Here is a 22,683-nt window from a genome sequence, read left to right as displayed (position 1 = left end):
GTCATTAGTGCCCATGCTGGGCCTGCTGCTATCTGCATGTGCCAGTGGGGGGGCGACAACCGTAAAGGATGATCCTCATGATGAAGTGCTGTGTGCCATCGCTAAGAGTCCCGGCGAATACGATCGGGACGAGGTCGTGTTGTCAGCTCGATATGTAACGGATAACCGCCACGAAGAGGTTCTGCGCAACTCCCACTGCAGCGATGGCGCACGAATCCTCGATATCGGCAAGCATGGGGCCGCCAGTTCGGTCGCACGTTTTTACGCCGAACAGAAGCGCATATGCCTGGAGCGTAACAGTCCTGGGCTGTGCAATATCTCTGCCAGCGTGCAGGTGTCCGGGCGGATTCGGCTGACGCAGGATCGTGCCGTGTTCGATCTCGAGGATGTGAGGCACTTCGCGTTTGACGATGAGCGGTAGTCTGCTTTTCGCCTCGCTGTCTGGCGAAAGTGGCGTCAACTCAATCTGATGTCGAGCGCCCTTCCAGCTCGCGCACGGCCGTTTCCAGCGCATCCAGCTTTTCGCGGGTCTTCAACAACACCGCGCGCTGCACTTCGAACTCCTCGCGGGTGACCAGGTCGAGCTTGGCCAGGCCGGCCTGCAGCGCGCTCTTGAAGGTGGCCTGCAGTTCCTCGCGCGATTCGCGCAGGCCCGGCGGCACCAGGTCGCTGAGGCGACGGGCGAGGTCATCGATTTGATTCAGGTCGATCATGGGGTGCTCCGTGGGGTGGGCCCGTGCATCCGGCGCGGGCAGGCCGTTCGGGCACAAGGATACTGCCGGCACCCACTGCCCGGACAGGCGGCAGCGGCTTCGCACGGGCCGTGTTCAGGCGCTATCCTCCACGCCGGAAGACAGGAGATAGACGATGAAGATGGTCATGGCGGTGATCAAGCCGTTCAAGCTCGACGACGTGCGCGAAGCGCTGGCCGAGCGTGGGGTTACCGGGATCACGGTGACGGAAGTGAAGGGCTTTGGTCGCCAGAAGGGCCACACCGAGCTGTACCGTGGCGCGGAGTATGTGGTCGATTTCCTGCCGAAGGTGAAGCTGGAAGTGGCGGTGACCGATGACCAGGTGGAGGCGGTGGTTGAGGCCATCGTGAAGGCCGCCGGCACCGGCAAGATTGGTGACGGCAAGGTGTTCGTGTACGACCTGGGCAGCGTGGTGCGTATCCGTACCGGCGAGTTGGACGCGGACGCGTTGTAACCCGCTCGGCGGGATGTTGTAGAGCCGAGCCCATGCTCGGCTGCATTTCGCGCGATGCAGGAACAGCAGCCGAGCGCGGGCTCGGCTCTACAAAGAGCGGTAAAGCGGTCGAGCGAGCTCGCCCCCTACCGCCGCTTGGCCCACTTGTAGAACCGCTTCCAGCCCTGGCGCACGGCGGCGACCCAGCCCGGGTCGGCCACCAGTGCGGCCTGCGCGGCACTCGGCGCCTGGCCGGTCACGCGCTGGCGGATCTTCAGCAGGTTCTTCATGTCGCTGCGGCGCATCTGCCGGCTCAGCGGGCCACGGCGCAGCCAGCGGGGTACGCGCCAGGCGGAGGTGAAATCCAGCAGGACCGGCACGCCCCCACTGACCACCACGTTGGTGCCATGCAGGTCGTTGTGGGTGATGCCGGCGGCGTGCAGGCGGCTGAGCGCGTGCTGCAGCTGCTCGAACACTTCATTGCCCACGGCCTGCGCGGTGCTCAGGGTCTGGCCCGGGATGAACTCCATACCCAGTGCCAGGCCACCGAGGGTGCCGAGCAGCGCGGGGGCATGCTTCCAGCCGCCGAGGCGCTGCAGCATGCGGGCCTCGCGGCGCACCATCAGTCGCGCGATCAGCGAAACGGGAGTGCCGCGGTAGCGGGAGTAGTCCTTGATGACCGCCTCGCGCCCGTCCAGGCAGGTGCGGTAGACGTCGGGGGCCAGGAAACGTTCGCCGCGCTTGAGCAGCAGCGGGGAGGCGGCATCATTGCCGCAGGAGGAGGAGGGAAGAGCAGGAAGATGCATGTCGGGGTCTCGGACGACCCGGTGGGTGGCGCAAAGCGTCAAGCGAACCGGTGTTACAGGGAGTTACTAAGTTTTCGTTAATTTTAGTACTCGCCAGTTCGCTATTCCACGATTTGTCGGAGAAATGTCGGGGTCGTGGCTGGAACAGTTCGTCACGCAGAATCGGACAATTCCGTCTCACTTATAAGGATTGCCCCGCTGGATCAATGAGTTGGGCGCGCTTCCAGCCCATTCATCGGCGGCGCGCTGAACGCCACGCACGTCCAGCTTGACCCCGGCGCGCGCCCTGCCGACCATAAGCTGTTAACCCGCGACATCGGCGGCCGCCCCCCTCCGGCACGTCCCCGTCCCCTGCCGCGTTCCGAACCGGTGCTGGCCGCCTGGCCGTGCATCGCCCCGTTTCCCGTTCCGGCCGCGGCTGGAGGAAAGTGCTTTGATCATCAAAATCGTCATTGCAGCGCTGTTCGTGGCCTGCGTGCTGTACATCCACTTCCGTGGCAAGGTCCGCGCGCGCTGGTCGCGCCAGCTGCTGGACCACTCCAGTTTCATGGCCCCGATCAACGTGGTCATGTACATGTTCTCGAAGGTGCCGACCACGCCGTTCCTGGACCCGGGCAAAGAGTTCCCGCAGCTGGAGCCGCTGCGCCAGAACTGGCAGATGATCCGCGACGAGGCGCTGGCGCTGCGCGACGCGCAGAAGATCGCTGCCTCCAGCACGTTCAACGATGCCGGCTTCAATTCGTTCTTCCGTCGTGGCTGGAAGCGCTTCTACCTGAAGTGGTACGGCCCGTCGCACCCGTCGGCGAAGACGCTGTGCCCGAAGACCACGGCGCTGATCGAGTCGATCCCGGACGTGCGTGCGGCGATGTTCGCGCAGCTGCCACCGGGCAGTGAGCTGCGCCCGCACCGCGACCCGTTCGCTGGCTCGCTGCGCCTGCACTTGGGCCTGAGCACGCCCAACGACGATGCCTGCTACATCGAAGTGGACGGCATCAAGAAGAGCTGGCGCGACGGCGAGTGGATGATGTTCGACGAGACCTACATCCACCATGCGCACAACGAGACGCTGCAGGACCGGGTGATCCTGTTCTGCGACATCGCCCGCCCGCTGCGCTTCGGCCTGCCGGGCCTGTTCAACCGCGCGGTGGCGGCCACGCTGCTGGCCGGTGGTGCATCGCCGAACCTGCCGGGTGACCCGACCGGTGGCGTCAACAAGGCGTTCGGCAGTGTCTACAAGGTGCGCCTGAAGGCCAAGGCACTGCGCGAGCGCAGCGTGGTGGCCTACCAGCTGATCAAGTGGGGCCTGGTGGTGGCGGTGATTGCGGGCATCTGGGCGCTTTGACTGTAGAGCCGAGCCCATGCTCGGCTGGGTTTACCGCAACCTGTCCGAAGAGCAGCCGAGCGTGGGCTCGGCTCTACAGAAAGCAGAAAACCCGCGCTGTCGCCAGCGCGGGTTTTTGTTTGGATCAACCCTTCAGTGCCGCCTGCACGAACGGCGGGGTCACCAGCACGCCGGTGTGCAGCGCGGCGGTGTAGTACAGGGTGTTGAAGGTCTTGGCGGCCGAGTCGGCCTGGCGGAAGTCGAAGCTGCTGTCGCCCTTGCGCGCCATGGTCACGCTCCACCAGCCGGTGGGGTAGCACGGCTGCGGGAACGGCAGGGTCTTGAACGAACCGAAGCCGGCCTTGCCCATCTCGGTGCGCATTTCGTTGATCAGGTCCAGCTGCATCAGCGGCGATTCGGACTGCTGCACCAGGATGCCGTCGTCCTTCAGGGCCTTGAAGCAGCTCTCGTAGAAGGCCTTGTTGAACAGGCCTTCGCCGGGGCCGACCGGGTCGGTCGAATCGACGATCACCACGTCCACGCTGCCGGCCGGGCAGTTGGCCATGTAGGCCACGCCGTCGTCGAACAGCAGCTCGGCGCGGGCGTCATCGTTGGAGTCGCACAGTTCCGGAAAGTGCTTGCGCGCCATCACGGTGACCTGCTCGTCGATGTCGCACTGGGTCACGCTCTCCACGCCGCTGTGCTTGAGCACTTCGCGCAGGGTGCCGCAGTCGCCGCCACCGATGATCACCACGCGCTTGGGCGCAGCGTGGGTGAACAGCACCGGGTGGCTGATCATCTCGTGGTAGAAGAAGTTGTCCTTGCTGGTCAGCATGATGGCCCCGTCGATGGTCATCAGGTTGCCCCAGTCGGTGGTCTGGAAGATCTCGATCTTCTGGAACGGCGACTGCACCTCGTCCAGCTTGCCGGTGATGCGGTAGCCGATGGCCGAGCCGGTGCGCTCGAAGTGTTCGATGTACCAGTTGTTGCTGTCAGTCATTGGAAAACAGTCCTGTTCGGAGGGGTGGAGCCGGGCTGGCGGGCGGGGCCGCGTGGCACAGATGCCACATCCGGACGGATCGGCCCGTTCAGGTTGGAACCTGTCACGGGCGCGGGCGCGCATGATAACGAACCTGTGGGCATATAGGCGTTATCATGCCCCCCCTTTTATTGCCAACAAGGCCGACTGAAATGACCGATTGGTCCCTCGACCAAGCCCGCAAGACCTACTCGATCCCGCATTGGGCGGACGGTTACTTCGACGTGGATCAGGCCGGGCACATGGTGGTGAGACCGACCGGGGCGGACGGCCCGGTGGTATCGCTGCCCAAGGTGGTGGACGCTGCGCGCGCGGCCGGTGCCAAGCTGCCGCTGCTGGTGCGCTTCCCGGACATCCTCGGCCAGCGCCTGGGCAAGCTGCAGGCGGCCTTCGCCCAGGCCCAGCAGGACTGGGAGTACAGCGGCGGCTACACCGCCGTGTACCCGATCAAGGTCAACCAGACCCGCGGCGTGGCCGGCACCCTGGCCAGCCACCACGGCGAAGGCTTCGGCCTGGAAGCGGGCAGCAAGCCCGAACTGATGGCCGTGCTGGCGCTGTCCCGCCCGGGTGGCCTGATCGTCTGCAACGGGTACAAGGACCGCGAGTACATCCGCCTGGCCCTGATCGGCCGCAAGCTGGGCCTGCAGACCTTCATCGTCATCGAGAAGCCGTCCGAGCTGAAGCTGGTGCTGGAAGAGTCCAAGGCGCTGGACGTGAAGCCGGGCCTGGGCGTGCGCATGCGCCTGGCCTCGCTGGGTGCCGGCAAGTGGCAGAACAGCGGTGGCGACAAGGCCAAGTTCGGCCTGTCGCCGCGCCAGCTGCTGGACCTGTGGAAGTCGCTGCGTGACACCGAGTACGCCGACTGCCTGAACCTGCTGCACTTCCACATGGGCTCGCAGATCTCCAACGTGCGCGACATCGCCAACGGCATGCGCGAAGCCACCCGCTACTTCGTGGAGCTGTCGCGCCTGGGCGCGAAGATCACCCACGTCGACGTGGGTGGTGGCCTGGGCGTGGATTACGAAGGTACCCGTTCGCGCAGCTTCTGCTCGATCAACTACGGCCTGCATTCCTACGCCAGCAACATCGTGCAGCCGCTGGCCAATGCCTGCGAAGAGTTCGGCCTGACCCCGCCGCGCATCGTCACCGAGTGCGGCCGCGCAATGACCGCGCACCACGCGGTGCTGATCGCCAACGTGTCGGAAGTGGAAGAGGCACAGGAAGGCCGCGTGCCGGACCAGCACGACGACGAGCCGGCAGCGATCCGCCACCTGCGCGAGATCCACGACGAACTGGACGTGCGCCCGGCGGTGGAACTGTTCCAGGAAGCGCAGCATTTCCATGCCGAAGGCCTGGCCAGCTACGCGCTGGGCCAGATCGATCTGCCGCAGCGTGCGCGCATCGACGACCTGTTCTACGCCATCGCCCACGGCGTGCGCGCGCGCCTGAGCTACGACGAGAAGAGCCATCGCCCGGTGCTGGACGAACTGAACGAGCGCCTGGTCGACAAGTACTTCGTCAACTTCAGCGTGTTCGAATCGATCCCGGACGTGTGGGCGATCGACCAGGTGTTCCCGATCGTGCCGATCGAGCGCCTGGATGAAACCCCGGACCGCCGCGGCATCATCGCCGACATGACCTGCGACTCGGACGGCATGGTGGAAACCTATGTCGAGAACGAGAGCCTGGACAGCTCGCTGCCGCTGCACAAGATGAGGCCGGGCGAGAGCTATCGCATCGGCTTCTTCATGGTCGGCGCCTACCAGGAAATCCTGGGCGACATCCACAACCTGTTCGGCGATACCGACGCGGTGGAAGTGCTGGCCGATGCCGATGGCTATGCCATCACCCAGCAGCGCCGCGGCGACACCACCGACGTGATGCTGGACTACGTGGGTTACCGCCTGGACGAACTGCGTGCGACCTATGCGCAGCGCGTGGCTGCAGCGCAGCTGTCGCCGGAACGCGCACAGGAACTGTCGGACGCGCTGGAAGCCGGCCTGACCGGTTACACCTACCTGTCCGACGAACCGCTGGTGTGATGGACGGCGCCGGGTTTGCCCGGCGCCACCGTTGCCGATGAGCGCGCGCGCGATCTTCCACCTGTTCCTGCATGCCGCCGTGCCAGCGTTGCTGGCATGGCTGTTCTGGCGCAAGCGCTTTGCCTCGGCGTGGCTGCTGATGCTGCTGGGCTGGATCATCGACCTGGACCATCTGCTGGCCGACCCGATCTATGCACCGAACCGCTGCAGCATCGGGTTCCACCCGCTGCACACCGCACCGGCCATCGCGGTCTATGCCGGGCTGTGCGTGCCGAAGAAAACGCGGTTGTTCGGTATCGGTCTGATCATCCACATCGTGCTGGACGCGATTGATTGCTGGTGGATGCATCATCGTTGATTTGCAGCGAACACCTGCTCTGGTAGATGCCGACCTTGGTCGGCGCTCTTCGCGCTGCCTGTAGAGCCGAGCCCACGCTCGGCTGCGTTTCGCACTGCCCCGAGCCGAGCATGGGCTCGGCTCTACAACGGCGCATCCAGGTCGATCTATTGCTTGACGATGCCTGGCAACCACAACGTCGCGCGCAGGCCCGGCTGCGCATTTTCCAACGCCACGCGCCCGCCATAACTGGCGGCGATATCGCCGACAATCGCCAACCCCAGCCCGCTGCTGCCTTCGCGCTCGTCCAGCCGCACACCACGCTGGGTGACCCGTTCCAGCGCGTCTGCGGCCAGGCCGGGGCCATCGTCGCGCACTTCGATGCGTAGCTGCCCTTCGCTGGTTTCCGCTTCGACAGTGACCTGCTGTTGCGCCCAGCGCCCGGCGTTGTCCAGCAGGTTGCCCAGCATCTCCTCCAGATCCGCACTGGCGCCGGCGAACTGCAGCGCCGGATCGATGCCTGCCGCCGTGAACGTGATGCCACGTTCGCCATGCACGCGTGCCATCAGCCGGCACATCGCCTGTGCGACGGCCGCCACGTCGGTGCGCTGGCGATGGTCGGCAGCCAGTCCTGCAGCCAGGTAACGGTCGACACTGGCCTGCATGCGCGCACTCTGCTCGCGCACGGTGGCACGCCAATGCGTGCCGTCGCTGTCAGCTTCGGTGGCCAATACGCTCAGTGGAGTCTTCAGCGCGTGCGCCAGATCCTGTGCACTGGTGCGCGCACGCGCGACCATGCGTTGCTGGTGGTCCAGCAGCGCGTTGAGTTCTTCACCCAGCGGTGCGACCTCCGCGCCCAGTCCCTGTGTGTCGATGCGCTGCGCATCGCCGCGACGTACCCGTTCCAGCTGCGCACCGAGGCGATGCAGCGGGCGCAGGCCGAAGTGCACCTGGCTGGCCAGCACCGCCAGCCACGCCGCGACCAGCACGCCCAGTGCGATGGCGGTGCGCTTGCGGAACGCGGCAACATCGGCATCCAGCGCGCTGCGGTCGGTGGCGACCACGGCCACGAACGGTTCGCTGGCGCGTGGCAGGCGCACCTGCTGCACGCGTGCACGCAGGAATTGTTGCAGCGGCCCGGGCAGATTGCGCGTGGCCGGCCCGGCGGCCTTCGCCGGCAGGGTTTCATCCCACAGCGAGCGCGACTGCAGCAGCACGCGGCCATCGGCACCGGCGATCTGCCAATAGGCACCGGAAAACACGCGCTGGAAGCGCGCATCATTGGGTTCCTGGCGCAGGCGCAACTGCCCGTCCGGGTCCACTTCGGCCTGTGACAGCAGGGTCAGCATGTCCTGCTGCAGTTCGTGGTCGAGGCGGTCGCGCGCGCTGCGCTTGAACAGCTCGCCCAGCAGAGCGCTGGCCAGCAGCGAGACCAGCAGCAGCCCGACGCCGCCGGCCAGCAGCAGGCGCCGCCGCAGCGACGGTTGCCGGTTCATGGCTCGGCCAGCCGCCAGCCCTGGCCGCGCACGGTCTGGATCAGGTCGATGCCGAGCTTGCGGCGCACGCGTCCGAGCAGCACGTCCAGTGCGTTGGAGTCCGGGTCGTGGCCGCCGTCGAACACCTGCTCGCCCAGCCGGTCGCGGCCGATCACCTGGCCGCTGTGGTGGATGAAGTAGCTGAGCAGGCGGAATTCCTGCGGACTCAGTGGCAGCGCCTGTCCATCCAGCTCGAAGCGGCCGGCGTTGACGTCCAGCTGCAGCGGGCCGCAGTGCAGGCGCGGGCTGGCGTGGCCATGGCTGCGGCGGATCAGGGCGCGCAGGCGCAGCACCAGCTCATCGGCCTGGAAGGGTTTGGTGAGGTAATCGTCGGCACCGGCATCGAAGCCGGCCAGCTTGTCGTGCCAGCGCCCGCGCGCGGTCAGCACCAGCACCGGAAAGCTGCGGCCGTTGCCGCGCCAGCGCTCGATCACGCTCAGCCCGTCCAGCCCGGGCAGGCCGAGGTCGACGATGGCGGCCTGGAGGTCTTCGATCTGCCCGATTTCTTCGGCCTCGCGGCCGTCAGCGACCACCGCCACCACATAGCCGGCCTGTTCCAGCAGGGGCACCAGGCGCTGTGCCAGTGCGGCATCGTCTTCGGCCAACAGGATGCGCATCAGTCGTCGAGCTCCGTCTTCAGCAGCTTTCCGCTGCGCGCATCATAGTCCAGCTCCACCACCACGCCGTCGCCGCGCAGGATCTCCACTTCGTAGACGCCGTCGTCCAGCTCCACTTCCAGCAGCTGGCCGGGGTAGCGCTTGAGCGCATCGCGCACCACGCTCTCCAGCGGCACGTAGCGGCCCTGCTGCACGGCGCGACGCGCGACCTGCTGCGCCGGGTCCTGCAGGGGCGCGGCGGCGGTCGGGGCGTTGGCCAGGGCCAGCAGCAGGGGCAGGGTGGCGAGCATGCGGGTAACGAAAGAGAGAGGGGTACAGGCGCGAGTGTGGCGGGGATGACTAACAGCCGGCTAACAGCCACGGCTACGGCGCTGTTAACCGGGCCATGCATCGTGGCGTTGCCGGGATGGTCCGGCCACGAACAGGAGAACCCCCATGTTGAAGTCGCTCACCCTCGCCACTGTTGCCCTGCTCGCCGTCGCGCCGGCCGTACAGGCCGCGCCGCTGGGCATGGCCCAGGTTGAACAGACCCTGCGCAAGGCCGGCTACACCCAGATCCACGAGATCGAACGCGATGATGGCCTGTGGGAGGCTGACGTGAGCCGCGCCGATGGCCGCTTCAGCGAGGTCTACGTTGACCCGAAGACCGGCGAGATCTTCGATGAGCACAGCGGCCGCGCGCTGCTGACTACCGAGCAGGTGCTGGCACGGGCGCAGTCGCATGGCCTGCGCGAGATCCATTCGCTGGAACGCGATGGTGCGACCTGGTCGCTGGAAGCCCGCAATGCCCGCAACCAGAAGGTAGAGGTGCGCCTGAGCGGTCATGATGGCCGCATCCTGCACAGCGAGCGCGATGGCTGGCTGGATTGACGTTGGCCTCTGTAGAGCCGAGCCCATGCTCGGCTTTGCGGCCAACCGTAGCCGAGCATGGGCTCGGCTCTACAGGGGCTGGCTTACCAGCCGTACGGCGGCGGGTAATCCCAGCCCGGCCCGCGGCCGTAGTAGCCGCCATACGGGCCGAAGAAGCCCGGGCCCTTGCCCTCACTCACGTGGATGTTGAGGTTGACCCCGTGGGTCTTGCCTTCATCGGTGGTGTAGTTCTTGCTCAGGTTCAGCGTGGCCGCGTTGTAGTGGCTGTTGCCGCCGTTCTTCGAATAGCCGATGCCGGTGGTGAAGCTGCCGGACACCTTGACCTTGTCGTCGGTCACGTCGGCGATCTTCGCATCGTCGTGCACGCGCGGGCCGCTCTTGTCACCGTAATAGGTGCCGGGCGGGTCCTGCTGCAGGGCCGGGTCGTTGAGGTAGCGCATCGGCGCCTGGGGCAGCGTCAAGTCCAGGCCGGCAGCCTGCGGCGCAGTGGCGCCAGCGGCGGACTGGGCCAGCACGGTTCCCGGCAGGGCCAGGCACAGCAGCAGGGTCAGGGGGCGGATCATGACGGCGCTCCAGCGGACAGGTGGCCACGCAACACGCGGCGGTACAGGCCGACGCTAGCAGGGGTTGCTTGAATGATGCCTGTCGGCGCCCGCTTGCGGTAGAGCCAGGTCATGCCTGGCTGCACGCTACAACCGTTCGAACCCGAACAGCGATTCCAGCGCATGCCTGCGCCGCTCGATCCGGGCCCGCAGCAGCTGGGCGCCGATCATCGAATAAGTGATGCCGTTGCCGCCGTAGGCCATGGCGAAATGGACCCGCGGTCCCCACTGCGCGTGCGGGCCGAAGAAGGGCAGGCCGTCGGCGGTTTCGGCGAAGGTGCCGGCCCAGGAAAAGGCGGGTATCGGATCCAGTCGCGGGAACCAGTGCCGCAGCTGCTTCATCAGCTTGCCGGCCTTGCCATCAACGCGCCGGTCGCGCCGGGCGGGGATATCGATGGCGTCGTCCAGCCCACCCACCAGCAGGCGGCGGTCGCCGGTGGCGCGCAGGTACAGGTACGGGCGGGCGCTTTCCCACACCATCGTGTTGCGCAGCCTGCCGAGCACGTCCGCTTCGATGGGATCGGTGATGAAGGCATAGCTGCTGCGGTTGCGCGCAACCCGCTGTTCCAGCCACGTCTGGTTGGCATAGCCCATGGCCAGGACCACGTGGCGGGCACGGACCGTGGCGCCGGCCTCGGTCATCGCGGTGACGCCCTGCGCGCCAGGCTTGAGCGTGTGCAGCACGGTGCGGTCGTGCACATGGCCGCCGCGGCGGCGCACTCGTTTGAGCAGGCCGTAGGTGAGACAGTAGGGATCGACCCGCGCCGCCTGGCGGGTCAGCAGGGCGCCGCCGGCATCCACGTCGAAACGCTCGCGAAGCGCTTCGCGGTCCAGCCAGCGGGCATCCAGGCCGATGCTGCGCCGCGCCTCACCTTCGGCCATCAGGCGCGGCACGTCGCGATGGCGGCTGGCCAGGTACAGGCTGTCCATGCGCTGGAAATCCACGTCCTTCAACCCGCGTGCCACTTCGCCCAGTGCCGGGATTGCCTCCGCGCAGGCCCGGTACGCCCGTGCTGCGGCGTCTTGCCCGTAGCGTTCGGCCAGTTCGAGCAGATGGGTATCGATCTCGTACTGCAGCAGCGCGGTGCTGGCCGCCGTGCTGCCCCAGCCGATGTCACGCTGCTCGATCACGGCCACGTCATGGCCATGGTGGGACAGCTCGTCGGCAATCAGCGCGCCGGTGATGCCGCCACCGACCACCAGCACATCGCAGCGCAGATCCTTCTCCAGCGGGGGGAACGCCTGGATCAGTCCGTTGCGTACGGCCCACCACGGGTAACCGCTTTTCAGGTCCATGCGTGCGTGGGGCTCAGGCTGTGGGTTTGCCGGTATGTGGCGTCTGGATCAGTTCGGACAGATCGAAGCCCTGCAGGCGGGCCGCCGCCAGATAATGGTCCTGCACGGTCGCGTCCAGGCGCGGCTCGCGCGCCAGCAGCCACAGGTACTTGCGATCCGGGCTGCCGACCAGCGACACGCTGTAGTCCGGGGCGATCTGGATCACCCAGTAGTCGCCCTTGGCGAACGGCAGCCAGCGCAGGCCCTTGGGCAGGAAGCTGACCTCCAGCCGCGCGCTGTCGTTGTCGACAGCGCAGGCCTCGCCGGTGGCCTCTTCGATCTCGCCGTCCATGCGGCAGCGGTTGGTGACGCCGACGTTGCCGTTGTCGAGCAGGGTGTAGTGCGCCGATACGTCGGTGCAGCCTTCCGGCTCGTGGCGCATCGGCAGGCGTGCGATCTCGTACCAGGTGCCCAGGTAGCGCGGCAGCTTGAGGTCGGCGACGGTTTTCAGCGGCGGGTGCTCGGTCATCGGCGGTCGTGGCAGGGGTGGGCCTCCACGATGCCGATGGCCTTGCCATGGGCGGGTGAAGCCGGGGCGATGGCCGTGTCCAGAACGTTCCGTCGCCCCGGCGGAGCGCCCGTTGTCACCGGCCTGGGGGTATCCTGCCGCCAGCGCCGTGTTTTCCTGATCCAACCGAGGTGGAGGTGCCGATGTACCAGGTGATCCTGTTGAAGAGTGAATCTGCGTTCGCGCGCGAACAGTGGCCGCAGGTCGACGAACTGGTCGACTACGAAGGTGTGAGTTACAGCCTGCGCGCCGGCCCGCGCCAGCCGCTGCCGACCGACCACGACTGGCACCCGGTGGCGGTGTACGCGCCCGATGAGATCACCGAGGAAGAGTTCCAGGACTGGTATGCGCTGCAGCAGCCGACGGTGGAAGAGCTTCGGCTGAAGTACTGATGCGCGACGCTGGCGGGGCCGCCCATCCGGCCTTGACCGGCTCTGCCGTATAGTCGCGCGCAGGCGCGGTGGTCCGCGCGAACCGGTGTGGCTGCGTGTCTTCTTTCCTGCGATCGATCCGTGCACGGGGGCCCTGGTGGGTCCTGCTGCTGTGCACCGCCTTCCTGCTGTCCGCGCCGGTGCTGGCGCAGGATGAGGACCCCACGCCGAAGCAGCAGCTGGCGGATATCGATTCCAGCCTGAAGGATGTGGAGCGCAAGCGTGGCGATGCAGAAGCCACCGAGACGCTGGCGATGCTGTCCGAGAATGCCTCGCAGGCACGGCGCGATGCCGAGGCGCTGGAAAAGGCGCTGCAGCCGCAGCTGGACCGACTCAACGAACAGCTGGCGCAGCTGGGAACGCCGGCAGAAGGGGCCGCTGAGCCGCCGGAGCTGGCGGCGCAACGGCGCACCCTCACCAAACAGCGTGACGGCCTGGCCGCTTCGGTGGTGCAGGCCAAGGCCAGTGCCGTGCGTGCGCAGCAGCTGGCGGCGGACATCGAGCAGCAGCGAGCCGCGCAACGCACGGAAGAACTGGGCCAGAAGGTGGCCTCGCCGTTGTCGCCCGCGCTGTGGAGCAAGGTGGCCGAGCGTCTGCCGATCGATATCGCGCGGGTTGCGCCATTGGCCGGGCAGGGCCGCGATGCGCTGGTCGCCGGTATCCGCGCCCATGGCTGGGGCACGCCGTTGCTGGGCCTGCTGGCCGCGCTGGTGATGATGTTCCCACTGCGGCTGTGGCTGCGCAGGCTGGGGCGCCGTTTTGCTGCGTCCGAACGTGCGCCTGATGGTCGACTGCGCCGGTCCGGCCTGGCCATGTGGCTGCTGCTGGTGGGCACGCTGCTGCCCGGTTACGCCGTGGTGGTGCTGATGGCGGCGCTGGATGCCATCGATGGAATCGCGCCGCGCCTGCAGGTGGTGGCCGACGGCCTGGAGACCGCAACGTTCCGCGCGGCCTTCATCGCCGCACTCAGCGCCTGCCTGCTGGTGCCCAAGCGCCCGTCGTGGCGGCTGTTGAACCTGGACGACACCGCCGCGCTGAAGCTGCGCAAGTACGCCTGGGGCGCGGCGGCGCTGGCCTGGCTGAGCACGGTGCTGGTGGCCCTGGACCAGGCCACGCGCACCAGCGACGTCACCACGGTGGCGCTGGACGGACTGATTGCGCTGACTTACCTCGGCCTGATCATGGCCATGCTGGTGACCCTGGCGCGCCTGCATCGCCGGCAGACCGCCGAGGCCGAGGCCAAGCTGGAAGCGCAGGCCGATGGCGTGGGTGCAGCCACGCCGGTGCGCCGCAGCAGCTGGCTGGTACTGGCCCGGGTAGCGGGTAACATCGCGGTGGTGGCCGCCATCATTGCCACATTGCTGGGCTACCTGAATTTCGCCAAGTTCGTGAACCAGCAATTGATCGGCGGCAGCATCGTGGTGTTGGCCGCGACGTTGCTGTTCAAGTTCGTCGATGACCTGAGCACGTGGATGCTCAACGCCGACAGCAAGGTCGGCCAGACCATCCTGCTCAGCACCGGCCTGAGCGTATCGCGGCTGGAACAGGCGGGCGTGCTGCTGTCGGCAGCGCTGCGTACCATCGTCGTACTGATCGCGCTGCTGGCGCTGGTGGCACCGTTCGGCAACATCGGCGCGGTGGTGGAGCGCTTTACTTCACTGTTCACGACCGGATTCGATATCGGTGGCACCAAGCTCGCACCGGCGGGGATCGTGTTGGCGGTACTGGCGCTGCTGGCCGGCCTGGCGATCACCCAGCTGGTGCAGCGCTGGCTGACCGACACCTACCTGCCCAAGACCGAGCTGGACCTGGGCGCGCGCAATTCAGTGAGTACCGTTGCCCGATACGTGGGCATCATCATCGCGGTGATCTGGGCGCTGTCGGCGATGGGGCTGCAGCTGAGCAAGCTGGCCCTGCTGGTCAGCGCACTGTCGGTGGGTATTGGCTTCGGCCTGCAGGTGATCACCCAGAACTTCGTCTCCGGCCTGATCCTGCTTGCCGAGCGCCCGGTGAAGATCGGCGACTGGGTGAAGCTGGGTGACCAGGAGGGCGACATCCGCCGCATCAGCCTGCGATCGACCGAGATCCAGGTGGGCGACAAGTCGACGCTGATCGTGCCCAACTCCGAGCTGGTCACCAAGACCGTGCGCAACATGACGATGGGCAACAACCAGGGCCGCATCCAGATCCAGTTCGCGGTGCCGCCCAGCACTGATGTCGGCAACCTGCGGCAGGCGCTGCTGGATGCGTACACCGCGCACACCAACGTGCTGAAGCAGCCGGCGCCGACGGTCTACATCGACAGCATTGCCGGTGGCCAGATCACCATCAACAGTTTCGCGTACGTGGCCAGCCCGCGACAGGTGTATGCAACCCGCAGCGATCTGTACTTCAGCCTGCTGCAGATCCTGGCCGAGCGGAACATTCCGCTGTCGACCCCGACCGACATCCACATCATCCGCGACCCGCAGGAGTAGGGGTTGTTTTGCAGGGCTGCGCCCTGCACCCCCAGTAGTGCCGGCCGCTGGCCGGCAACTTCAACAGCAACAGCGACAGCTGATTTCCTGCGGGATGGCGGGGTGGGTCCGGTTGCGGGAGACGCCGTAAACCCCCAGGCCGGCCCAGCCGCTGGCGGCTGTGCGTTCGGGCGCTTGCGAAGCAGTGCTTCGCAAGCAAAGCGCCATCACCCATGGGGGCTTGGCCGCGGCATCCATGCCGCGGACACTCCCGCGATCGGACCCACCCCGCCTTCGACAGTTTCCCGCGATCTGTCGGAAATGCTCTTGGGGTCAGATCCGTTTTCCGGAGGAAAACGGATCTGACCCCATCTTGATTTTCGATATCTGACAGAGTGTGTCGACCAAGGTCGACACTGCCCCGCCAAACCACGGATTGCACGCTGTTGCCGTTGCTTCTGAGGTTGCCGGCCAGCGGCCGGCACTACCACGGGTGCAGGGCGCAGCCCTGCAAAGAACCCTATCCCCGTGGTCGGCTGCGCGAGGGCACCAGTGCGAACGTATCCACCGCCAGCTTCTCGGCATGGTTCAACCACGCGCGGATCTCCAGATCATCCACTTCGTGGTCCAGCCCGAACGACACGTTGATCTTGCCGTCGGCATCGGGCTGCACCCACTGCTGGGCCAGCACCACCTTGCGCTGCGAGGACACCGCCTCGATCCAGAAACCGCGATCCGGGCGCGTGCTCGCCACCAGCTGCAGCATGTACTGGCCGGCACGGGTGCGGCGGCCCTTCTGGGTGATCATGTGCGCCTGGCGCACGCTCGGGCGCGGGCCCTGGAATGCGTCCAGCGGTGCATCGACCGCGATGCCGCCGCGCAGGTCATTGTCGCGGTACAGCTTGATGCCGTTGTCGCGGTTGACGAGCAGCGCACACCAGTCGCCGTCGGCCGAGCCGTCCTCGAATGCGGTGCAGCGATCAACATAGGCCAGCGTGTTGTCCGGATCCGCGTCATCGAACTGGCGCGAGGTGTTCTCCAGGTAGACCGACTTCAGCCCCCAGTCCTTGTCGTACTCCAGCAGCACCGGCGGCTGCACGTGCTGCAGGCCGACTACTACCTGGTCATCGCCATCGATCTTCAGTTCGCGGGTCGGTTCGCCCAGCCACAGTGAGCGGGCGAAGGCCAGGTACTGCGGGTAGTCGCGGCCACCATCGCGCCGGGCCGCCACGCTGGCGCTGGGTGCGCGTTGGCTGTCGATCAACGAGCGGCCAAAGCCCATCGTCTTCAGGTTCGGGTCCAGCAGGCTGAGCAGGGTGGCACCCGAATCCAGGGTGGTGCCGGCGTCGGCGCTGAGCTGCTGCGGGGTAATGCCATCGCCCAGGAACAGCAGCAGGTTCTCGCGCTTCTGCCGGGTCAGGATGTGGGTCAGATCGTTGGGCATCGCCAGGTGGTCGGAGGCGATCACGATCAGCGTGTCCTTGCCGTACGGGCTGGCCTGGATGCGCTGCACCAGCTGCGAGATCAGCCGGTCGCTGCACTTGAGCGCGTTGAGCATGTTGATGTTGCCGTACTGGCTCTGGTAGCGCTCGCCCTTGCACGATACCGGCAGGTGGCCCGCCGGGTGGTGGGTGTCCATGGTCAACGTGGTCAGCATGAACGGTGAACCGGCGCGCGAGAGCTGTTCGAAGCGCTGGTAAGCGGTGTCCAGCAGCACGTCGTCGTGCACGCCCCAGGCCGAGTAGTGGATGCGGCCGATCTTCTTCTGCTGCTTGAACCAAGCGAGGTCATGCACTTCATCGAAACCGTGGCTGGCCAGGAACTGGCCCTTGCCGGCGAACTGGCCGTTGGCACCCCCCAGATAGTGGTTGGTGTAGCCCTGCTGCTTCAGGTAGTCGCCCAGGCAGACCGCCTTGGGCAGGAAGCTGCCCATGCGGTCCATGCTGTTTTCATCGCCCTGCGAGGTGGTCAGCGGCACGCCGCACATCGACGACACCAGGCCGGCGATGGTCCAGCCGCTGCCTTCGGCCGAGGCCAGCCCACGCACGTCCAGCGACTCGGACGCCAGGCGGTTGAGGTTGGGCATCAGGCCGGGAAACACGGCCTCGTCCAGATAGGTGCGTTCCAGGCTTTCGCCGTAGATCCAGACGATGTTGCGCGGGCGCTGCAGCGGCTGCGTCGGCACCTGGTACTCAGGGGCGATGCGGGCGAAGTCGACCGGGCGCAGCTGCTGGTACAGGCGCTGGCCGTCACGGGCCAGCGGGCTGATCATGATCGTGGCCACCCACACGGCCGCGAAACCGGCGAACAACGCGCCACCGTGGCCGGGCCGGCGCCAGCGCTTCACCCGTGTGGCGAACAGTGGCAGCAGCGAGACCAGCGCCAACACGATGAAGCCGGCGATGTAGCCCTTGAAGTCGGAGACACCGGCACCTTCCATGTCGGCGCCGAGGTGGTACAGGGTGGCGGCATTGAGCCCATCACCGGACAGCTTGTCGATCAGCCACCACGCGCTGAGCATCAGCAGCAGCAGCGAGAACGCGCCGGCCTTCCACCACACCCACTTGTCGGACGCGAGGAACAACCAGCACAACAGCAACAACGACAGCAGCAGTATCCAGAGCATAGGCAGCTTCGGCAGTGACGGGGTGGTGGTGATGGACGTCGTACCGACGCGTGTCCATCCGACCGGCGCTGCCGCAAGCACATGCATGTGACAGGCCGATGACCCGATAGTGCATGCACGAACCTGACTGAAATGTTTGTTGAAATGACGCGCGCGTAATCGCGCTCAGAAGGTAAAACGAGCGTGAAAGGGGTAGCTGGATTGCATTAAAAACTGCATGAATACGGGCGTTTTCGTCGATGCGCTAGCGATGCCCGCGTTCTTCGCGTGCCCGCGCACGACGGTCGAACAGCAATGCACTGGTTACGATGCCCAGGCCGAGCACCACGCCGATGAACAACAGGATCAGGGCGATGAGCGGGTAACCGAACAGGTGCCAGCCGGTGTCGATCCTCATCATCATCGCGGCGGCCATGATCAATGCGGCGCTGATGATGCCGGCCGCCACGCGGTTGGCGATCTTCTGCAGGTTCTCCATCAGCCGCGATTCTTCCAGGCCGGTGACCTTCATCTGCAGGCGGTTCTCGGCCAGCAGCGCCATGATGTCCGACAGCTTGCGCGGCCCATCACGCAGCAGCTGCTGCAGCTCCATCGCCTCGCTGGCGATGTTGGCTGCAGACAGCGACTTCTTCAGGCGCGCACGCATCACGTGCTGCAGCTGGCGCTCGACGATGCGGCGCGTGTCCAGCTCTGGCGCCAGCAGCCGGCACACGGTTTCCAGGTTGAGCAGGGCCTTGCCGAGCAGGCTCAGTTCCGGCGGCGTGCGCAGGCCGCAGGCGGTGGCGATGCGCACCATGTCCAGCACCACGCGGCCTTCGGAGAAGCTGCCACTGGCCGCATAGCGCGCGATCAGCTGACCGGTTTCGCGCAGGTAGCGCTCTTCATCGAAGGCCTCCAGCCGCGTGCTGATACTGATCAGGTCATCGGCCACTTCCTCGCCACGGCCGTCGACCGCCGCGAACAGGATCTTCAGCAGACGCTCGCGCAGGCGCGGCGGCATGTGCGCGACCATGCCCAGGTCGAAGATCGCCAGCCGGCCGTCGGGCATCACCCGCAGGTTGCCCGGGTGCGGGTCTGCATGGATCTCGCCATGCACGAAGATCTGGTCCAGGTAGCCGCGGATCAGCGCCGCCGCCAATGGGTCCATGTCCTGCTCGGTGCGGCGTACGCCGGAGATCGCATCCACGCGCACGCCGGTGGCAAGCTCCATCGTCAGCACGCGCTGGCTGCTGTAGTCCCAGATCGGCTGCGGCACCCACAACCGGCGGAACGGCCGCAGGTGCCGTCCGAAGCGCGCCAGGTTCTCGGCCTCGGCGTGGTAATCCAGCTCCTGCATCAGGGTCTTGGCGAACTCGTTGAGCCAGTCGCGCAGGCGCACGCGGCGTCCGACCTGGGTCAGGTGATCGGCGGCCAGCGCGAAGCTGCGCAGTGCCTCCAGGTCCGAGCGCAGCTGTGCGGCCACTTCGGGCTTCTGCACTTTCACCGCCACCTGGCGGCCATCGTGCAGCACCGCGCGATGTACCTGCGCGATCGAAGCACAGCCCAACGGCTCGGGATCGAACGAGGCAAACAGCTTGTTCACCCCTACGCCCAGTTCCTGCTCGATGATCGCGTGGATGCGCTCGACCGGGATCGGCGCCACCTTCTCCTGCATGCGCTCCAGCGCCGTGGCGAACTCCACCGGCACCATGTCCGGCCGCGTGGACAGCATCTGGCCCAGCTTGACGAAGGTCGGCCCCAACGCTTCCAGGTCGCTGACGAACTGTTCCGGATTGCCGTCGGCGGGCACGTCGGCCTGGTTGCTTGCCGCATCCAGGTTCATGCCCGAGAACACGCCCGAATGGCGGTAGCGCATCAGCAGGCGCAGGATCTGGCTGCGCCGGCTCATGCCTTTGACCAGCGGGGGATTGCCATTGGCGGCGGACGGATTGCTCAAGCGGGACTCCCATGCGACGAAGACAGGTAGCGCCGGCTGCGGGCCGGCAATGTCCGGATTCCGCAGTGTCGCCGGGGGGCGGTGGGCATGCGGTGAACCCGGTGTCTTCCGCAGTCCACACCGGATCGGTCAGAATCCGCCTATTCCCTTTCTTGGACGCCCCATGGCCGGTGCCAGCCTGTTCGCCCTGCTCGACGATATCGCCACCCTGCTCGACGATGTCTCGGTGCTGACCAAGGTCGCCGCGAAGAAGACCGCCGGCGTGCTCGGTGACGATCTGGCGCTGAACGCGCAGCAGGTCACCGGGGTCAACGCCAACCGCGAACTGCCGGTGGTGTGGGCGGTGGCCAAGGGCTCGCTGGTCAACAAGGTGATCCTGGTGCCGGCGGCCCTGGCGATCAGTGCGCTGGAAGCCTGGCTGCACAGCCGCGGCTGGAACGTGCCCCTGATCGTGCCGCTGATGATGATCGGTGGTGCCTTCCTGTGCTTCGAGGGCGTGGAGAAGCTGGCGCACCGCTTCCTGCATTCGGCCGACGACGATGCCGAGCGCCAGACCGAACGCCGCAAGGCGCTGGCCGACGCGCAGGTGGACATGGTCGCGTGGGAGAAGGACAAGGTGAAGGGTGCGATCCGCACCGACTTCATCCTTTCGGCCGAGATCATCGTACTGACCCTGGGCGTGGTCGCCACCGCATCGTTCACCAACCAGCTGGTCACGCTGGCCGTGGTTGCACTGGCGATGACGGTCTTCGTCTATGGGCTGGTGGCGGGCATCGTCAAGCTGGATGACGTGGGCCTGTACCTGTCGCGCAAGGGTGGGGCTGTTGCCGCCTTCGGTCGCGGCCTGGTCGCGTCGGCACCGTGGCTGATGAAGTTCCTTTCGGTGGCCGGCACCATTGCCATGTTCCTGGTCGGCGGCGGCATCCTGGTGCACAACGTGCCGGCGCTGCACCACGCGGTGCAGGCGCTGGGCGGCGAGGGCCAGTGGGGCTGGCTGGTCAGCGCGGCGGGCAACATGGTGGTGGGCATCATCGCCGGCGCCATCGTGCTGGCGGCGGTGACCGGGTTCCAGAAGCTGCGCGGCAAGTAGTCACCGGCAGGTTCCCCGGTAGAGGCCGACCTTGGTCGGCGCTTTGTTTCCCACGCGTGCCAACCAAGGTTGGCACCTACCAAAGCGGTTCAAGGTGGTCGGCATCGTCGCCGGCGGGTTCCCCGGTAGAGGTCGACCTTGGTCGGCGCTTTGTTTCCTGCGTGTGCCAACCAAGGTTGGCACCCACCAAAGCGGTTCAGGGTGGTCGGGATCATCGCCGGCGGGTCGCCGGGTAGAGGCCGACCTTGGTCGGCGCTTTGTTTCTGCGTGTGCCAACCAAGGTTGGCACCTACCAACGTAGTTTGCTGCGGGCCGGACGGTCAGCCTGCCTGCACGCGGTTCTTGCCCTGTCGCTTGGCGGCATACAGCGCGTCGTCCGCGCGCCGCAGCAGGGTTTCGGTGTCGTCGCCGGGTTGCCATTGCGCCAGCCCGGCACTGAAATGCACCGGTACGCGCCGGTCCTGCACGGTCAGCACGCGATGCGCCAGTGAACGCTGAAGGCGCTGCACCGTGGCCATGCTGTCGGCGCCCTGGGTTTCCGGCAGCACCAGTACGAACTCGTCGCCGCCCAGCCGCGCGATGCCATCGGTGGCGCGCAGCAGCAGCTTGCAGACGGCCACCAGGTGCTGCAGCAGTGCGTCGCCACCGGCATGACCATGTGCATCGTTGGTCTGGTGGAAATCATCCAGATCGATCACCGCCACGCCCAGCGGCGAGTTGTTGCGTGCGGCACGGGCCAGCTCGCGTTGCAGCAGTTCGTCCAGGCCACGGCGGTTCAGCGCCTGGGTCAGTGGATCGATGCGTGCCAGGTCACCGGCCGCGCGCAGTTCCTGCTCCAGCTCGGCGATGCGCTGCTCGGCACGCTCCACTTCCTGCCGTGCGTTGGCCAGGTGATCGCGCGCCTGCGCGGCCTGCTGCTGCACCTTGCCGGTGTCGCGCATCACGTCCTGCAGAAGCTGGTTGAGGTCGGCGATGCTGCGCGCCTCGCGCAGCTGCAGCGCATAGCTGCCGATGCGATCGTGGTATTCGCCGGTGCTGGTGGCCATGCCATCCATGCGCTCGATGAACTCGCCCATCAGCCCGCGCATCGCCGCCTTCGAATCGTCGATGCCCTGGCGCAGCAGGCCCTGCTTGTAGATCACTTCGCGCAGTTCGGCGCGGGTGCGCTCGACCGCCTCAGCTTCCAACGGCCCGTCCAGCAGCTGGCGCACCGCGGCGATCTGGCCCTGCAGCCAGCTGCGGTCATCCAGCAGCTCGCTCACGTTCTCCAGCAGCAGCGCGAACAGCTCCAGCAGCAGCGCCTGCTGCTCCTGCCAGCTCTCGGCACGCACGCCGACCTGGTGGCCAAGTTCGCGCACGCCCTGCTCGATCGGTTCCAGCGCCGTGCCTGGCTGCCACTGGCGCAGGTGCATGGCCAGTGCCTGCGCCTGTTCGCGCAGGTCCGGGTCGTGCTGCAGCAGCGCCACCACCGCGCCGCCCAGCAGCAGCCGCAGCTGCTCGGACAGGCGCAGGCTTTCGGGTTGCCCATCCGGCGAATGCTGTTCGATGGTGCGGATGTACTTGTCGATCAACTGCCGCATCGCGCGCCCGTAGCGCGGCCAATCGGCGCTGGCCTGCGCCGACTGCAGGCGGTCGCCCATGTCGCCCAGCTCGCCGGGCAGGGTGGCCATGCCGTTGGCGAACGCGGCCAGCAGCGGTTCCGGCGCGTCGGCGCCTGCGAACAGCTGCTGCAGCGCCACGCCACCGCCGCCCTGCAGCACCACGCGGTCGCCCAGCCCATCGTCCACCACCGCGCGCACGCGTGCCGGCGGCCCAAGGGCGGTACCGGGGGCAGGGCGGTGGTCGGGCTGGTCCGTCATGGAGCGAATCCTGGGGGCTGGCAGGGACTGGTTCCAGCATATCGGCGCGGCCGCCGACGGCTTGAACGGCTAGGATGGGCGACAGGAT

20 protein-coding genes and 1 pseudogene are annotated in these 22,683 nt (G+C 66.8%); 9 read left to right on the top strand and 12 right to left on the bottom strand.

Annotated elements, in window-relative coordinates:
- Positions 1 to 13 precede the first annotated feature (13 nt).
- Positions 14 to 421, top strand: a complete 408-nt coding sequence (locus AC5P7A_RS10075; RefSeq protein WP_481453027.1) for a hypothetical protein — start codon at positions 14 to 16, stop codon at positions 419 to 421.
- A 40-nt stretch (positions 422 to 461) separates the two neighbouring features.
- Here the strand turns inward: AC5P7A_RS10075 and ubiK are convergent, their stop codons facing one another.
- Positions 462 to 713: a ubiquinone biosynthesis accessory factor UbiK gene (gene ubiK / locus AC5P7A_RS10070; protein WP_049441951.1), complete on the bottom strand. Its 252-nt coding sequence runs from the start codon at positions 711 to 713 to the stop codon at positions 462 to 464.
- A 154-nt stretch (positions 714 to 867) separates the two neighbouring features.
- Here ubiK and AC5P7A_RS10065 point away from each other — a divergent pair, with 154 nt between their 5' ends.
- Positions 868 to 1,206 (top strand): P-II family nitrogen regulator, encoded by a 339-nt coding sequence (locus tag AC5P7A_RS10065; protein WP_005411374.1) that lies wholly within the window; start codon positions 868 to 870, stop codon positions 1,204 to 1,206.
- A gap of 125 nt (positions 1,207 to 1,331) precedes the next feature.
- On the opposite strand, the gene AC5P7A_RS10060 is transcribed toward AC5P7A_RS10065, so the two are convergent.
- The gene (locus AC5P7A_RS10060; protein WP_495220094.1) at positions 1,332 to 1,991 is read right to left on the bottom strand and encodes an RIO1 family regulatory kinase/ATPase domain-containing protein; all 660 of its coding nucleotides are present in this window, start codon (positions 1,989 to 1,991) and stop codon (positions 1,332 to 1,334) included.
- Between the two features lie 436 nt (positions 1,992 to 2,427).
- Between AC5P7A_RS10060 and AC5P7A_RS10055 the strand changes: the two genes are divergently transcribed.
- A complete protein-coding gene (locus AC5P7A_RS10055) occupies positions 2,428 to 3,333 on the top strand; it encodes an aspartyl/asparaginyl beta-hydroxylase domain-containing protein (protein WP_185741902.1) in 906 nt (301 codons plus the stop codon).
- A gap of 124 nt (positions 3,334 to 3,457) precedes the next feature.
- Here AC5P7A_RS10055 and speE read toward each other — a convergent pair whose 3' ends face one another.
- On the bottom strand, positions 3,458 to 4,312 hold the full coding sequence (gene speE / locus AC5P7A_RS10050; protein WP_014648709.1) for a polyamine aminopropyltransferase: 855 nt from the start codon (positions 4,310 to 4,312) through the stop codon (positions 3,458 to 3,460).
- Positions 4,313 to 4,503: 191 nt separating this feature from the next.
- Here speE and speA point away from each other — a divergent pair, with 191 nt between their 5' ends.
- Both speA and AC5P7A_RS10040 read left to right on the top strand, forming a co-directional pair.
- Positions 4,504 to 6,393 (top strand): arginine decarboxylase, encoded by a 1,890-nt coding sequence (speA, locus tag AC5P7A_RS10045; RefSeq protein ID WP_014648708.1) that lies wholly within the window; start codon positions 4,504 to 4,506, stop codon positions 6,391 to 6,393.
- Positions 6,394 to 6,430: 37 nt separating this feature from the next.
- Positions 6,431 to 6,751: a DUF6122 family protein gene (locus AC5P7A_RS10040; RefSeq protein ID WP_005411369.1), complete on the top strand. Its 321-nt coding sequence runs from the start codon at positions 6,431 to 6,433 to the stop codon at positions 6,749 to 6,751.
- A gap of 146 nt (positions 6,752 to 6,897) precedes the next feature.
- On the opposite strand, the gene AC5P7A_RS10035 is transcribed toward AC5P7A_RS10040, so the two are convergent.
- From AC5P7A_RS10035 to AC5P7A_RS10025, 3 genes are read right to left on the bottom strand one after another with little or no spacing between them, the layout of a single operon-like run.
- Positions 6,898 to 8,226: a sensor histidine kinase gene (locus AC5P7A_RS10035; protein ID WP_227863690.1), complete on the bottom strand. Its 1,329-nt coding sequence runs from the start codon at positions 8,224 to 8,226 to the stop codon at positions 6,898 to 6,900.
- Complete coding sequence (locus tag AC5P7A_RS10030; RefSeq protein WP_111205620.1) at positions 8,223 to 8,882, bottom strand: response regulator transcription factor; 660 nt, start codon at positions 8,880 to 8,882, stop codon at positions 8,223 to 8,225. The genes AC5P7A_RS10035 and AC5P7A_RS10030 overlap by 4 nt, the downstream gene beginning before the upstream one ends.
- Positions 8,882 to 9,172: a PepSY domain-containing protein gene (locus AC5P7A_RS10025; RefSeq protein ID WP_049403791.1), complete on the bottom strand. Its 291-nt coding sequence runs from the start codon at positions 9,170 to 9,172 to the stop codon at positions 8,882 to 8,884. The genes AC5P7A_RS10030 and AC5P7A_RS10025 overlap by 1 nt, the downstream gene beginning before the upstream one ends.
- A gap of 145 nt (positions 9,173 to 9,317) precedes the next feature.
- On the opposite strand from AC5P7A_RS10025, the gene AC5P7A_RS10020 reads away from it, so the two are divergent.
- Positions 9,318 to 9,752: a PepSY domain-containing protein gene (locus AC5P7A_RS10020; protein WP_032958820.1), complete on the top strand. Its 435-nt coding sequence runs from the start codon at positions 9,318 to 9,320 to the stop codon at positions 9,750 to 9,752.
- 83 nt (positions 9,753 to 9,835) lie between these two features.
- Here the strand turns inward: AC5P7A_RS10020 and AC5P7A_RS10015 are convergent, their stop codons facing one another.
- From AC5P7A_RS10015 to AC5P7A_RS10005, 3 genes are all read right to left on the bottom strand, one after another.
- Positions 9,836 to 10,315, bottom strand: a complete 480-nt coding sequence (locus tag AC5P7A_RS10015; RefSeq protein WP_014038776.1) for a hypothetical protein — start codon at positions 10,313 to 10,315, stop codon at positions 9,836 to 9,838.
- Between the two features lie 126 nt (positions 10,316 to 10,441).
- A complete protein-coding gene (locus AC5P7A_RS10010) occupies positions 10,442 to 11,650 on the bottom strand; it encodes an NAD(P)/FAD-dependent oxidoreductase (RefSeq protein ID WP_197605372.1) in 1,209 nt (402 codons plus the stop codon).
- A gap of 13 nt (positions 11,651 to 11,663) precedes the next feature.
- A complete protein-coding gene (locus AC5P7A_RS10005; RefSeq protein ID WP_032958822.1) occupies positions 11,664 to 12,158 on the bottom strand; it encodes a lipocalin family protein in 495 nt (164 codons plus the stop codon).
- Between the two features lie 182 nt (positions 12,159 to 12,340).
- Between AC5P7A_RS10005 and AC5P7A_RS10000 the strand changes: the two genes are divergently transcribed.
- A complete protein-coding gene (locus AC5P7A_RS10000; protein WP_014648700.1) occupies positions 12,341 to 12,589 on the top strand; it encodes a hypothetical protein in 249 nt (82 codons plus the stop codon).
- A 95-nt stretch (positions 12,590 to 12,684) separates the two neighbouring features.
- Positions 12,685 to 15,105 (top strand): DUF3772 domain-containing protein, encoded by a 2,421-nt coding sequence (locus AC5P7A_RS09995; RefSeq protein ID WP_032958823.1) that lies wholly within the window; start codon positions 12,685 to 12,687, stop codon positions 15,103 to 15,105.
- A 499-nt stretch (positions 15,106 to 15,604) separates the two neighbouring features.
- Here AC5P7A_RS09995 and AC5P7A_RS09990 read toward each other — a convergent pair whose 3' ends face one another.
- Positions 15,605 to 17,710, bottom strand: coding sequence for a phosphoglycerol transferase I (locus AC5P7A_RS09990; RefSeq protein WP_126411443.1), 2,106 nt, complete (start codon positions 17,708 to 17,710; stop codon positions 15,605 to 15,607).
- 244 nt (positions 17,711 to 17,954) lie between these two features.
- Positions 17,955 to 19,604, bottom strand: a pseudogene (locus AC5P7A_RS09985) (ABC1 kinase family protein); the annotation flags it as partial.
- A 205-nt stretch (positions 19,605 to 19,809) separates the two neighbouring features.
- On the opposite strand from AC5P7A_RS09985, the gene AC5P7A_RS09980 reads away from it, so the two are divergent.
- Positions 19,810 to 20,736 carry a DUF808 domain-containing protein gene (locus AC5P7A_RS09980; protein ID WP_014648696.1) on the top strand — a complete coding sequence of 309 codons (927 nt, stop codon included), beginning with the start codon at positions 19,810 to 19,812 and terminating at the stop codon, positions 20,734 to 20,736.
- Between the two features lie 320 nt (positions 20,737 to 21,056).
- On the opposite strand, the gene AC5P7A_RS09975 is transcribed toward AC5P7A_RS09980, so the two are convergent.
- Positions 21,057 to 22,595, bottom strand: a complete 1,539-nt coding sequence (locus AC5P7A_RS09975) for a GGDEF domain-containing protein (RefSeq protein ID WP_014648695.1) — start codon at positions 22,593 to 22,595, stop codon at positions 21,057 to 21,059.
- Between the last annotated feature and the right edge of the window lie 88 nt (positions 22,596 to 22,683).

Source organism: Stenotrophomonas sp. YJH_SMC_65 (assembly GCF_059369475.1).
Note: the sequence above shows the minus strand (reverse complement) of the source record. Positions and strands in the feature narration are given on the sequence as shown.